The organism is Paraburkholderia sp. SEWSISQ10-3 4 (assembly GCF_030464785.1).
Taxonomy (GTDB): Bacteria; Pseudomonadota; Gammaproteobacteria; order Burkholderiales; family Burkholderiaceae; genus Paraburkholderia; species Paraburkholderia aspalathi.
Map to the genome: position 1 here is coordinate 183,799 of NZ_JALPRI010000002.1, position 13,241 is coordinate 197,039.

The following is a 13,241-nucleotide window of genomic DNA, read 5'->3' on the forward strand; positions in this document are numbered from 1 at the left end:
AGAATCGAATGAAAATCGCAAAGAACACCGTCGTGTCGGTCGCTTACAAGCTATCGGATGCGCAGGGCAATCTGATTGAAGAAAGCGACGAGCCGATGGTCTATCTGCACGGCGGCTATGATGGCACGTTCCCCAAGATCGAGGAAGAGCTCGACGGCCACGAGGCCGGCTTCGAGACCCAGATCCAGCTCGAGCCGCAAGACGCGTTCGGCGAGTACGATCCCGATCTCGTGAAGATCGAGCCGCGCGATCGCTTCCCGGAACCGCTCGAAGTCGGCATGCAATTCGAAGGCACGCCGGAAGAAGGCGATGAGGATCTCGATTCGCTCGTCTACGTGGTGACCGACGTGGCGGAAGACAAAGTCGTGCTCGACGGCAACCATCCGCTTGCCGGCATGGCGCTGCGTTTCGCGCTGACCGTCAAGGACGTGCGTCCGGCTACGGAAGACGAAATCCAGCACGAACACGCGCATGGCGCCGACGGCCTCGAAGTCCTCGATGACGATGACGACGAAGCCGAAGACGACAAGTCAGGGCCCACGCTGCACTGAGCTTGCGGGCGTACTGGGCGCGCCTGAGGGCGTACTCGGTGCGTGCGGCAAAACGGTCGAGGCGGGCGGGCCGGACATGGCAGGCCCATACTCGCCGTTGCCGTCGTCCGTCGATCTGTGTTGCTGCGAGTCCGGTTGCTGCTGCCCGGGCGTTTGCAACAACGGCGGCAACTCGGAAGCGGGGCCCAAGGCGGGCACGGCCGGCATCGAAGCGGCCGGCTCTTCGCGCTGCGGCGCCGGTGCTGCTATCGGCATTGGCATTTGCTTCGGCACGTCGCGCACACTCACGCGGAACGGCGGTTTCTTGCCGAGATCCGCTTCAATCTGAATCCACTGGTTAAGACGATCATGCGGCGCAAGCGCGACACGCGTGAGGTTCGTCACCAGCATCCCCTTGTCATTGCGTAGCGGCTGATCGATCACGAAGCCGGCGCTCGCGCGTTCGTCGTCGCAATGAATCACCAGCACCGGTCCGCGAAAAATCTGCGCGAGTTTGACGAGGCTGCGTTTGAATTCCAGAAAGCCGTCGCGTCGCGTGTTTCGCGCAAAGCGCAGCCACGCGAAACGGTCGGGCCGTTCGTAGCGCTCCGGATCGGGGTCGCCCTGAATGAATACGACAATCGCACGCGCGTCGCGGCGTTTCGCATATTCGCCGGCATGTTCGAGCCAGAATGCATTGGCGATAACGCGATCTTCAAACTCGCCATTGCGGCCGCCCGCGGTCAGATAGTGATTGTTCGGGCTCGGTGCGTTCAGGCCGACAAACACGGTATCGCCGACTTGCCAGCGCACGTTTTCCCGGAATGGACGGAAGCGCGACACTTCGCTCTCGCGTGTCAATGCGATCGGGTTCTGACCCATCGACGTGGAGTCGGTGAAGAGGGTCTGGCGCAGTTGATCGAGCCGCTCGACCGGGTCGAAGCCGCCGGCCTCAGCCGTGCCGCAGTCGGCCCAGTCGTGCTGGCCCGGAATGAAGAAGAGGGCGGGCCGCGATGTTTCGAGCAGCGCGTGGCGCCGTTCGTATAACGCATCGCGGCAAGCTTCTTTTGCGCCCTTCAGATTGCCGTCATAGACGACGAACGATACGTCGCGGTCGCGGCCGATTGCATCGATCAGACGTTGGGTGGGCGCTTCGTCGGCGGCGCTTTGCATCGTGCTGGCGATGACCGCGAACGCAAAGCGCGGCGCTTCGGCGTGCGCGAGCGGGGTACTCACCACGAGCACCACAAACGACGCTAGAGACGCAAAGCCGCCCGTAAGCGTGAGAGCATTGGTCAGCGCCGCGCAAAGTTTGCGCGGGCGCTGCGAGGGCCTGTGTGCGTCAATGATCTGCATCCGGCGCGGCGGCCAGGTCGTGCAGTTCGTACAGCAGATCGAGCGCTTCGCGTGGCCGCAGATCGTTCGGATCGATTGCACGTAGACGTTCGACGAGCGCCTGCATGGCCGGCGACACCGCCGCTTGCTTTTCAACGGGTCCGTCGTCGGCGTCTTCGACCAGCATGGGCATGGGTGCGGCGAACAGATCGAGTTGCGGTGCGGGTTGCGCCGCCGATTGTTGTTCGAGATGCGCAAGATGCTTGCGGGCGGCACGAATCACTGCGTTCGGCACACCGGCCAGTTGCGCGACCTGCAAACCATAGCTCTGATTCGCCGGCCCTTCGCTGACCGCATGCAGGAACACGATGCCGTGCCCATGCTCGACTGCCGAAAGGTGCACATTGGCCGCGTGTGGAAACTCAGCGGGCAACTGCGTCAATTCGAAGTAGTGGGTGGCGAACAGCGTATGACAGCCATTGTGCGAGAGCAGGTGCCGCGCGATGGCCCACGCCAGCGCGAGGCCGTCGAACGTCGACGTGCCGCGCCCGATTTCGTCCATCAGCACGAGACTTTGCGGCGTTGCGTCGTTCAGGATCGCTGCGGCTTCGGTCATCTCCACCATAAAGGTCGAGCGGCCGCCGGCCAGATCGTCCGCCGCGCCGATCCGCGTGAAGATGCGATCGATCGGACCGAATGCCGCGCGCCGTGCGGGCACATAGCTGCCGACGTAGGCCAGCAACGCGATCAGCGCGGTCTGCCGCATGAAGGTCGATTTACCGCCCATGTTCGGGCCGGTGATCAGCAGCAGCTTGCGCTCGGGTGTGAGCGTGCAGTCGTTAGCGATAAATTGCTCGACCTGCGCCTCGACAACCGGATGCCGGCCCTGCTCGATTTCGATGCCGGTATCCGGCGAAAACGTCGGCGCGACCCAATCGAGCGCGCGAGCGCGTTCGGCGAAAGCAGCCAGCAGATCGAGTTCGGCGAGTGCCGCCGCGACGCGCTGACAGTCCGGGATAAAAGGCAGCAGCCCTTGCAGCAACGCGTCGTAAAGCGAGCGTTCGCGGGCCAGCGCGCGTTCCTGCGCGGACAATGCCTTGTCTTCGAACGTCTTCAGCTCAGGCGTGATGTAACGCTCGGCGTTTTTCAGCGTCTGACGGCGGCGGTAGTCGTCCGGCACCTTGTCAGTCTGGCCGCGCGTGACTTCGATATAGAAGCCGTGCACCTTGTTGTACTCGACGCGCAGATTACCGATGCCGGTGCGCGCCCGTTCGCGCGTTTCGAGGTCGATCAGGAACTGCCCGCAGTTCTCCGAAATATCTCGCAACTCGTCGAGTTCCGCATCGTAACCACGCGCGATCACGCCGCCGTCGCGCACCATTGCGGCGGGCTCCTGCGCGACCGCGTGCTTGAGCAGTTCGACGCAGGCTTGCGGCGGTTCCAGCGACGCATCGATACGCGCCAGCGAATCCGCATTGGACGAAACGGCCGCGAGTTGCGTGCGCAACTCGGGCAAGGCGATGAACGTATCGCGCAGGCTCGACAGATCGCGCGGCCGCGCCGACAGCAGTGCTAGACGCCCGGTAATCCGCTCGATGTCGGAGACTTGCCGCAACGCGCCGCGCAGCGTATCGACGCCTGCACCGAGCGGTGCGTCGAGCAATGCGCCGATGGCCTGCTGACGTGCTTGCGCCACGGCGGCTTCACGCGGCGGGTGATGCAGCCAGTGACGCAGCAGACGGCTCCCCATCGTCGTGCAGCAGGTGTCGAGCAATGAACACAGCGTGGGCGATTCGGTGCCGCGCAGTGTTTCGGTGAGTTCTAGATTGCGGCGCGTGGCGGGGTCGAGCCCGATATATTCCGACTCGTACTCGACCTTCAGGCTGCGCACGTGACGCAATTGCTGGCCTTGCGTGGCCGCCGCATACAGCAGCAGCGCGCCGGCCGCGCCGCATGCGGCTGTCAGCGAGTGCGCGCCGAAGCCGTCGAGGCCGGCCACTTCCAGCTGGTCGCACAGACGCTGCGTGCCCGAGGCGATATCGAAGTGCCAGACCGGCACGCGGGTAAGAGCGCCGGCGTTGACAGGCGGCGTCCAGCTCGCGGAGTCGGCGGGCGCATCGGCCACCAGAATTTCCGCAGGACGAATCCGCTCGAGCGCGGCGGCCACCTGGTCGGGCGCCACTTCGGCAAGGCGTAGTGCGCCGCTCGCCAGATTCAGCCACGCGAGCCCGACGCTCGTGGCGACGCCGCGCCGATTATGCGCGACGCACAGCGCCATCAGGTAGACGTCGTTCTTGTCGGACAGGAGCGCTGCGTCCGTCAGCGTGCCGGGCGTGACCACGCGCATCACTTTGCGCTCGACGGGCCCTTTCGACGTAGCCGGGTCGCCGATCTGTTCGCAAATCGCGACGGATTCGCCGAGCTTCACCAGCTTGGCCAGATATTGTTCGACGGCGTGATGCGGCACGCCCGCCATCTTGATCGGATTGCCCGCCGAGGTGCCGCGCTGCGTAAGTGTTAAATCGAGCAGACGCGCGGCCTTTTCCGCGTCTTCGAAAAAGAGCTCGTAGAAGTCGCCCATCCGGTAGAACACCAGCGTGCCCGGATGATCCGCCTTGATGCGAAGATACTGCTGCATCATTGGTGTTTCCGCTTTCGCGCCGCTCTTGCTGGTGGCCGCTTCCGTCGTTGTCAATCCCTTAACTCCTATGTCTGACGGGGATTCCCGCGCACTTCATCTATCCAACTACATCCAACAGCATCCAGCTACATTCTGCGGAAAGTGCAGGTTTTTTCCACTTGTCGCCGCCCTCTAGCCAAAAACCTGCACTAGCAGCTAGACTCAGGTATCGGGAGAACCTACATCGACAAACTGAGGACATGACCATGAAAATCGACCCCAGGACGGTAAAGCTCATGCAGCCGGGCGAGCATCTTAACGTGGACGACTGCCCAGGTCTGCGTCTCGTTATCGCCGCCAGCCGACGCACCTGGACATACAGGTATCGCAGCCAAGTTGACGACAAGGTTCGTCAGGTCAAGATCGGCGCGTGGCCGGAAATGTCCGTCGCCGCCGCCGTCGCCGCATGGGAAGGTCTGCGTGCTGCCCGCGATGCTGGTAGAGACCCAGCCAAGGAAAAGCGAGCGGAGCGCGCCACGACCAGCACAGCGCCGTCGGTGGACCCGATGTTACCGCACGCGTCGCCAACGGTGCGCGACGTTGCCATGGCCTACTGGCGCGGCCACGTCGCGACGGCCAGAAAGCCGAAGGGGGCGAACGAGGTAAAACGGATGTTCGACACAATGCTGGGCCCTGTTGCGGAAAAGGACGCCGCCATGCTCGCGCGCCGGGACGCCTTCAGTCTTATTGAAGGGTACGCCGCGATCCCGGTGCAGGCCCAAAATCTGAAGCGAGAGCTGGGTGCGGCATGGGATTACGCGCTAGACGCTGGCCGCCTGCCAGACGACACGGCCAACTGGTGGCGTCAGATTTTGAGGGGGAAGCTGAAGTCTGGCGGGAAGAAGATCGCCGGGGAAAAGGTGGGGACCGCGAAGCGGGTGTTGTCGGCCCCGGAACTCGGCGAGCTTGTCGCGTGGCTGCCAAACTTCAGCCGTCTGGTTGAGGATGCGCTGAGCTTGTATTTGTGGACCGGCACGCGCGGCGCGGAGATCATGGCAATGACCGGCGCAGAAGTCGCTGATGAGGCTGCCGGGCTTGTGTGGACCATACCGAAGGCCAAGACGAAGAACGCGCGCCACGCGAACGCTATGGACTTGCGCGTGCCGCTCGTTGGCCGCGCCGAGAAGATCGTCAGGAGGAGGGTGGCCGCGCATGGCAACGGGTTTCTGTTCCCGTCGGATAAGGGCCCGGGTCACACTCAGCAGAAGGTGGTGAGCGAGTCGGTTTTCTTCAGGCAACCGTACTGCAAGATACGGGACAACTGGGAGCGCACCAGACTGACCGTGACACATTGGGGACCGCACGATCTTAGGCGGTCGGCTCGTACCTTGCTCGCGCAATTAGGCTGTCCGCACGAAGTGGGGGAGGCGATCATTGGGCATATGCTGCCCGGCGTAGGAGGGATTTATAACCTGTATCAGTTCGATCCGGAAAGGCGCGAGTGGCTCAGCAAGCTGTCCGATGAGTTGGAGAGGCTCGCCGAAGCTCACGTTAAAGGCTTGGTTGCGAAGCCTGCCTAGCCCTGCGATTGCCAGCGTTCATGGGCGGAAGCATGTCTGCGACCTCGCGCGATTCCGCCCACTGCACGACTTCAGATACCAGCCAGCCAACTCGGCGAGCGCCGAGCGCCCTTGGCTTCGGAAATTCCCCGGCACGCACCATTGCCTGGATGCCGCTCGGCGACAATGTCAGGACATCGGCGACATCCCGCAGGCCATAGAAGATCGGCGCGTGCCGCCGCGCAGGACCATCGCTATCGCCGTCGGCATCCCTCGACTTGCTCGGTTTGCGTGCCGACGTACGGCGTTGTGTGCGCGGCGTGCGCGGGGGCGGTGTGCGCGAATCCGCTGAGACGCCGCCGACTGGCATATGGTCCGCCTGACGGGCTTCAAGAGCGCGATAGATGGTAAGCGCCGCACGCTCGCGCTGGCGAGCTGGCCTGAAGCCTTCAAAAAAGGCGGAAAAAAATGGGTTCTCGCTCATGTCTTCATGGTCCGTTAACGAAAAACGGCAGACCCCTGCGCTCGCAGGTTCTGCCGTTGTGGACGCAACTATATTCTGCGGCTAGAGCAGACGCAACTGTGCCTAATGGCTTGCCCTGACGTTTTCGGACACTTCGGGTAAAAATATTTGCAAGGCAGATCGCGGATTCTGACCGAAAAGAAGACAGGTCAAAACGCCTTGTTCAACAAGGAAATCTGGTTGCGAGCGCATCCATCAATTCTGCGTCATAAGCAGAAAAAGCCTTGCTGGGCGGGGCTTCCAGCCAAATCTTACATTGCAAGATTAAGCAGAGTGCTGCCATAATTCTTCTCATGGCACAAAAGAAGGGACGTTGATGCGCGTGATTTTCTGCGCGTAGAAACGAAAAAAGCGCCCGGCAAGGCGCTCATTTCTTACTGCTTAGACCAATCCCGGTGCAGGGAAGGTCTGACTTGAGGAGTCAGGCCAAATCTTAGGGCGTTTCTGCGTCCGACGCAACACATTTCCTGCCCGGGTTCCATCTTCTTTATAGGTGAGCCCGCTGTGACCGCATCAAACCAATCGACCGCTTCCCTGGCGGTGACCGCGAACAAGTTTCGCGGATCGCGTCCGAATACATCCGGCCACATCGGTGTCACGTGGCACGCTGCATCAAAAAAATGGACTGCGACCGTGACGCTGGCGAACCCCCGCAAGCGTAAGCACGTTTCCGGCTTGTACGACACGCCGGCCGAAGCCGCCGCCGCCCGTGCCGCATTCATCGAGCAGCACGGCACTGCCGCGCCGATCCCGCGCGCCAGGGTCGCATCAACCCATGCGACCGCCGAGGCCGCCTGATGCTCTACTACCAGTTCCACATCAATGATTTCCGCTCTGGCTCTGTCGGCATGTCCGAGCTTGAGGAATTGTATTACCGCCGCATGCTTGATGAGTACTACGCCAAAGAGCAGGCACTGCCGCTCGAAGTGGACAAGCTGTGCAGGCAGATCGGTGCGCGCTCGCAAGAGGCTCGCGACGCCGTCGCTTACGTGCTTGAGTCCAAGTTCATGAAGACCGATGCCGGTCACGAGAATTCGCGCTGCGAGCGTGTACTGGCGGAATATGACGGCTACAAGGCGGACAAATCGGCGGCAGGTAAGGCGTCGGCTGCGGCGCGTGCGGCAAAGCGTGCGGCTGCGGTCGCGACTGCCGCTGCGGCTGGCAACAACCGTTCAACTGGTGACGAACATCCGTCGAACGACTGTGCAACTGCTGCTCAACATCCGCCCAACACACCCTCAACAGAATCCAACCTAATCACTAGCACTATCACTAAAACCCATTCTGCTACTGACGTAGCAGACGCTGGCGCGTCCGGCGAACTGTTTGGCAAGAAGGATGATTCGCAACCCGGCGAACAGCAGCAGACCCCGACCGCCGAACTCTGGTCGGCAGGTGTATCGCTTCTGGAAGAGGCTGGCGTACCGAAGCCGCAATGCCGCAGCGTGATCGGCAAGTACGTCCGCGACTATGGCGAGCCGGTCGTGCGCGAAGCTGTCCGCGCTGGTGCCAGTCGTCCGCCGACTGCCGATCCGCGCGCATGGCTGACGGCGACGTGCCAGCACCTGAAGGGTGCCCGTGTTCCGGCAACTGCCAAGCCGAGTCGCTACAACAACCTGGCCGCGCAGGACTACTCGATGGAATAGACGGGGTTCCGGTAGGTCGAGGATGCTGATTGCGCTGGCCCTGACGAGCCCGGCACGGGCCGGCAGAATTTTTCGATGGGTGGTGAGGGTGGCGGGTTCCAGCGGTTCCTGGAGCAGCACTTTATCGGGGCCGGTTGGTTGTTCGCGCAACGGGTCGAATGTAGACCAGCGAAGGACAAGTGAGATCGACAAACCGCCGATGATGACCGACGATATTCAGCGCAAAGCCCCGTTGTTATTGAGTTTGGAGTGTTTTCGACGCTGTTGGATATGGGTCTTGGTCAGTTGCGTCTGAGACAATGCGAACACGTTAACGAACAGGAAGAACGGGGAATGGAATCAGCAGTGAAAAGCAGTGCCGTGCGTATTAGCCCAGCTACTCTGCGCCGCGCGAAGATCGTTGCAGTGCATTACAACATGCCGGTCTCGGAGTTGGTAGACCAGGCCGTGCTGCAGGGTATCGCTGAGCGCGAGCAGGCCATCCGCGCCGCCGCCGTGCAACCCGTGAAGCTGGTGCGCTAGTAGACATGCAATCCGACCGCGCGGAGCGGTCAACCGGAAAAATAAAGGACTACTAACGTGAATGAAAAGAAGATCGCCACGTGCATTAAGCACGGCGAGTATGAATCGACGGGAATTGCGCTTGCGAGCCGCACGCATTGGACGGGGTGCCCGACGTGCGACGAGGAGCGCACACAGGAGCGTCGCGAGCGCGAGGAGGCAGAGGGGGATGCAGTGCGTGCTCGCATGGCGCAGCAGCGCCGCAGTTACGCGCGCATCCCGTCACGCTTTGATGGTTGCGCGTTCGATAACTACGTGACGGATACGGACGGAAAGCGCACTGCATTGACGGCGGTCCGCAATTTCGTTGAGACATTCGAGTCGCTTCTTGACCCGCGCAGCAAAGAGCCGTTCTGGCTGGCGATCCACGGTCGCGTCGGGACTGGCAAGTCGCACCTGTGCGTTTCCGCCATCAACGCGGTGATCGATACGCACTCGGCGCAGTACGTGGAGATTCCGGCGATTGTCCGCAGGGTTAGCGCCACGTGGCGTCGCGATTCGGATGAAAGTGAGTCAGACGTGTTCCGCAGTCTGACGACGTGCAAACTCCTGGTGATCGACGAGATTGGTGTGCAGCGCGGAACGGAGTTCGAACAGACGATCATGACGGACATTCTGAACACGCGCTACAGCAACCATATGCCGACCGTTCTCGCGACGAACTACGGCAAAAAGGATTTGGATGCTGTGCTTGGTGATCGTACTGCAGACCGCTTGCGCGAGGTGGGTAAGCGCGTGATTTTTGATTGGGAGTCGTGCCGTGGAAAATACTGATATGAACAACGATTCGAACAAGGTTCCGCCGCACTCTATCGAAGCCGAGCAATCGCTGCTTGGCGGCTTGTTGCTGGACAATTCGGCGTTCGACAAAATCGCGGGCACGCTCGTTGAGAGTGATCTGTACCGCTATGACCATCGCATCATTTACGGGCACGCTACCAAGCTGATTGCAGCCAACAAGCCCGCTGACGTCATCACGGTCTACGAGTCCCTGACCGCATCCGGAAAGGCTGATGAGGTCGGCGGCCTTGCGTACCTGAATTCGCTTGCTCAGAACACGCCGAGCGCGGCCAACATCGTCCGCTATGCTGAGATCGTGCGCGACCGTGCCGTGCTGCGTCGCATGGTGACGGCGTGCGACGAAATCGCAGAGCAGATTTTCAAAACGGGCGGCAAAGAGGTCTCGCAGATTCGCGACGAGGCAGAGGCGAAGTTCTTCGCGCTCGGCGAGGCTGGTGCGCGCGGCACGCAGGGTTTCGTTGAGGGCGGCGTGTATCTCGCGAATGTTCTTCAGCGCGTGGATGATCTTTATCACAACCCCAATCAGAGCGACGTGACTGGCACGCCGACGGGCTTCGTTGATCTTGACAGCATGCTTACCGGCCTTCATGGCGGCGAGTTGATTATCGTCGCCGGTCGTCCTTCGATGGGAAAAACCGCGTTCTCCATGAACATCGGCGAGCATATCGCCGTAGACCACGGATTGCCGATCGCAGTGTTCTCCATGGAAATGCCCGGCGAACAATTGATGAGCCGCATGCTCGGATCGATTGGCCGTCTTGACCAGCAGCGCCTGCGTACGGGCCGCCTCATTGACGAGGACTGGGTGAAGGTTACGCACGCGACGCAAAAGCTGAGTGAGGCGCAAATCTTCATTGACGAAACGGGCGGCTTGAACTCGATGGAACTGCGTTCGCGTGCGCGTCGTCTGCAGCGCCAACACGGAAAATTGGGTGCCATCATTATCGACTACCTGCAATTGATGAGCGGCACTGGCGGCGAAAATCGCGCGACGGAAATCTCTGAAATCTCGCGCTCGCTTAAGAGCCTGGCGAAGGAACTCGATGTTCCGGTGATTGCGCTGTCGCAGTTGAATCGCGGTCTTGAGCAGCGCCCGAACAAGCGCCCGATCATGTCGGACTTGCGCGAGTCCGGGGCCATCGAACAGGATGCGGATGTGATCCTTGCTATCTATCGCGACGAGGTTTATGTGCAAGATTCCCCGGACAAGGGTGCGGCGGAAATCATTTGCCTGAAGCAGCGTAACGGCCCGATTGATACGGTTCGCCTGACGTGGCACGGGAAGTTCAGTAAGTTCGAGAACTTCGCAAGCTCGAACGGCTACCGCGACTAAATTTCATCCATAGCGGTCCACGTGGGCCGGTATCAACCAACGAGGAGAGGCAGCATGAATAACGCACCACGCGACGTCGAAGAGTTCGACCATAGCGAAGGCGGCCACGCCGACTAAGCCCAGGCGCACGGCTCGCTGGGCTGGTTGTGTGGATGGGCGGACTTCCCCAGGCGAACCCGAAAACTACAGCCAGGATCAAGCACTATGCACCAAACGCAATCACGCATTCGCCCCGTAATGACTTCTGACGCATTCGAGGCAGCAATTCAGGGTATGTCAAACGAGCAGGCCCAAGAGGCTCTCAAGCCTGGTACGGACCTTGGCAGCGAGTTCCGCCGCATGATCGTGAGCCTGTTCGTTCGCACGCGCCTTACGGCCCGCAGTAATGCCGAGCAGCGCAAAAAGAATGCCGGTCAGGTCCGCACCGTGCGTCGCAAGATCGCCGAACTCGAACGCAGCCAGTGGGCGTTCCTGAACAGCGCAAATCTGCTTCAATGCCGTCGCTATCTGCGGGACATTCAGGAGACGGGTCGCGAACTGCGCGAGAAAGCTGCCGAGATAGGCAAGTCCGTCGAGAATTCGGCGATGTTCATGACTGTCACGCTGCGGCGCGACTTCGTGCTTGATCTGCTGAACGTCGGGAGCTTCGCGAAGGAATGGGCGAATGATCGCGAGCATCCGATTGCGATAGAGGAGATTGTCCGCGCTGGCTTCGCTGACGAACCGGCGCGTGGCAAATCGAACCGCGACATTGAGCCGATGCAGTACTGCCTGCTGCATGCCAATCGCAGCCCGTATGAGCAGCCGAAGGTCGAGGCCACGCCGGAGCAGTTCGAGGCGCTCGATACGAAGGTCTCAGCGTACCGCACGCTGGTAGAAGATCTGCTCGCAGAGTTGTCTGCTGTGGCGAAGGCAGAACGCGCGCTGAAGCGTCCGATGATGAAACAAGTCACGCCGGTGTTTAAGCGCCGCGCCTCCGTGCTGGAAGCCATCTTTTCGCTTTGGGCCGAACACCTGCAGCCGCTGCTGATCGGAGGCGGCAAGGGCTTCAGCCTGGCACAGAAGCTGGCTATCCTGCGCGCCGATCCTCTTAAGGTCCAAGGCAAGGATTTGCCCGAGGAGGCGTCGCTGCTCGAACTGGTGGGCGGCGGCCACGTCGAGACCTGCGAGGACGACGAGGCGGGCGGCCCGTTCATGCTGATCGGCGTCACAAGCAACACGACCGAATGGCGCGATCAGTTGGAACTTTGCCACGCGATGCTGGCCCGTGACGGTAATCGCATCCTAGCCGCGTCTGGCAAGGTCTACGGCATCGAGGGTATGCCCGCGCATCCGACCTTGCAATAAGAACCACGGGCCCGGTTCGCCGTTGGGGCCGTATATCAACATGCCGGCGAGTCCGGGCTTTTTTGCGTCCACGGCACTGGATGCCCCTGGTGGGGGTTTTCTTAGTTATACGCCTGTAGCTGTTAATAAATACCATACGACATGGCAGTGCAAAATTTAAAATGTGTTGTAACGTGAGAAAAATATCGTAGAATATGCCTGTCGAAGTGAGACGCAACCAAGCGGGGACGGGGATGAGTGCAAACGATACAGTTTTGGTTCTGACGTACAAAAGCGTCGAAACGATGATTGAGGAGGGCGGATGCGGGCACTGGAAGGCGAACGCGCAATCGCTGACAAGCTGCAGATATGTCGTCGCGACCCGCAATGAGCGGCGCACGGGGCGGGAAGGAGACGAGCCGCACGGCGCTGCCTTCATGGTCGGCGAGGTGAGCGGTGTCTCGCAGGAACAGAATGGTCCTCGCTTCGTGATCCAGATGCGCCGCTTCGCTCGGCTCAGCACGCCATCCGAAGGTGCATGGCAGGCAGGCGGAACCGGCGGATCTAATCCGGTGCGCTACGCGCGGTTCCGCGATCTCGGGATCAGCCTTAAAAATCTGAAGTGGGAGCCGTGGCCGGGGCAGGTGGCCGAATACGTCGATCAGCCGCTCACGATGGCACAGGCGAAGGCCGGGCTAGCGCTGACGTTCGGCGTGGCTCCGGAACAGATCAAAATCACGATTGAAGGCTGAGCACGGGCGCAGCGCCACTCTCGCTGCAACGGCAGCCAATTGGTCGCCGTTTTTTTGCGGCTCTGTGGTGGTCGATGCGTCGCTGACGCTTCACTGAAGGCGAGCGCGCAAATGAAGAGGGGGTCCCCAAATTCGGGGAACCCCTTTTTTCTTTGGCGCGGCGTGGTTAGATCGTGAGGCAGGCGGCGCATCGCGCGCCGCGCTGTCTTACTCGTCAATGCGCGGCGGCCCGCGCGCTGGCTTCCGCAAGCATCC

General features: G+C 61.2%; 12 protein-coding genes. 9 read left to right on the plus strand and 3 right to left on the minus strand.

Features of this window, described 5'->3' with window-relative positions; all coding sequences use genetic code 11:
- The first annotated feature begins 8 nt into the window (after positions 1-8).
- Positions 9-551, plus strand: coding sequence for a peptidylprolyl isomerase (locus M0D68_RS06760; RefSeq protein WP_093633511.1), 543 nt, complete (start codon positions 9-11; stop codon positions 549-551).
- On the opposite strand, the gene M0D68_RS06765 is transcribed toward M0D68_RS06760, so the two are convergent.
- The gene (locus M0D68_RS06765) at positions 531-1,886 is read right to left on the minus strand and encodes a hypothetical protein (RefSeq protein WP_266224030.1); all 1,356 of its coding nucleotides are present in this window, start codon (positions 1,884-1,886) and stop codon (positions 531-533) included. The genes M0D68_RS06760 and M0D68_RS06765 overlap by 21 nt on opposite strands.
- On the minus strand, positions 1,873-4,506 hold the full coding sequence (mutS, locus tag M0D68_RS06770) for a DNA mismatch repair protein MutS (protein WP_266224183.1): 2,634 nt from the start codon (positions 4,504-4,506) through the stop codon (positions 1,873-1,875). Before mutS ends, M0D68_RS06765 begins: the two co-directional genes overlap by 14 nt.
- A 245-nt stretch (positions 4,507-4,751) precedes the next feature.
- Between mutS and M0D68_RS06775 the strand changes: the two genes are divergently transcribed.
- On the plus strand, positions 4,752-6,065 hold the full coding sequence (locus tag M0D68_RS06775) for an integrase family protein (RefSeq protein WP_266224031.1): 1,314 nt from the start codon (positions 4,752-4,754) through the stop codon (positions 6,063-6,065).
- Here M0D68_RS06775 and M0D68_RS06780 read toward each other — a convergent pair.
- The gene (locus M0D68_RS06780; protein ID WP_266224032.1) at positions 6,037-6,528 is read right to left on the minus strand and encodes an AlpA family transcriptional regulator; all 492 of its coding nucleotides are present in this window, start codon (positions 6,526-6,528) and stop codon (positions 6,037-6,039) included. The two genes, M0D68_RS06775 and M0D68_RS06780, sit on opposite strands and share 29 nt — an antisense overlap.
- Before the next feature lie 543 nt (positions 6,529-7,071).
- On the opposite strand from M0D68_RS06780, the gene M0D68_RS06785 reads away from it, so the two are divergent.
- The 7 genes from M0D68_RS06785 (at position 7,072) to M0D68_RS06815 (ending at position 12,986) form a co-directional block, all read left to right on the plus strand.
- Positions 7,072-7,365 carry an AP2 domain-containing protein gene (locus M0D68_RS06785; RefSeq protein ID WP_266224033.1) on the plus strand — a complete coding sequence of 98 codons (294 nt, stop codon included), beginning with the start codon at positions 7,072-7,074 and terminating at the stop codon, positions 7,363-7,365.
- The gene (locus M0D68_RS06790; protein ID WP_266224034.1) at positions 7,365-8,213 is read left to right on the plus strand and encodes a YdaU family protein; all 849 of its coding nucleotides are present in this window, start codon (positions 7,365-7,367) and stop codon (positions 8,211-8,213) included. Before M0D68_RS06785 ends, M0D68_RS06790 begins: the two co-directional genes overlap by 1 nt.
- Positions 8,214-8,462: 249 nt before the next feature.
- Positions 8,463-8,735: a hypothetical protein gene (locus M0D68_RS06795; RefSeq protein WP_266224035.1), complete on the plus strand. Its 273-nt coding sequence runs from the start codon at positions 8,463-8,465 to the stop codon at positions 8,733-8,735.
- A gap of 57 nt (positions 8,736-8,792) precedes the next feature.
- Positions 8,793-9,548, plus strand: a complete 756-nt coding sequence (locus M0D68_RS06800) for an ATP-binding protein (RefSeq protein WP_266224036.1) — start codon at positions 8,793-8,795, stop codon at positions 9,546-9,548.
- Position 9,549: 1 nt separating this feature from the next.
- Complete coding sequence (gene dnaB, locus M0D68_RS06805) at positions 9,550-10,908, plus strand: replicative DNA helicase (RefSeq protein WP_266224037.1); 1,359 nt, start codon at positions 9,550-9,552, stop codon at positions 10,906-10,908.
- Between the two features lie 144 nt (positions 10,909-11,052).
- On the plus strand, positions 11,053-12,255 hold the full coding sequence (locus tag M0D68_RS06810) for a hypothetical protein (protein WP_266224038.1): 1,203 nt from the start codon (positions 11,053-11,055) through the stop codon (positions 12,253-12,255).
- A 233-nt stretch (positions 12,256-12,488) separates the two neighbouring features.
- On the plus strand, positions 12,489-12,986 hold the full coding sequence (locus M0D68_RS06815; protein ID WP_266224039.1) for a hypothetical protein: 498 nt from the start codon (positions 12,489-12,491) through the stop codon (positions 12,984-12,986).
- Positions 12,987-13,241: the final 255 nt, after the last annotated feature.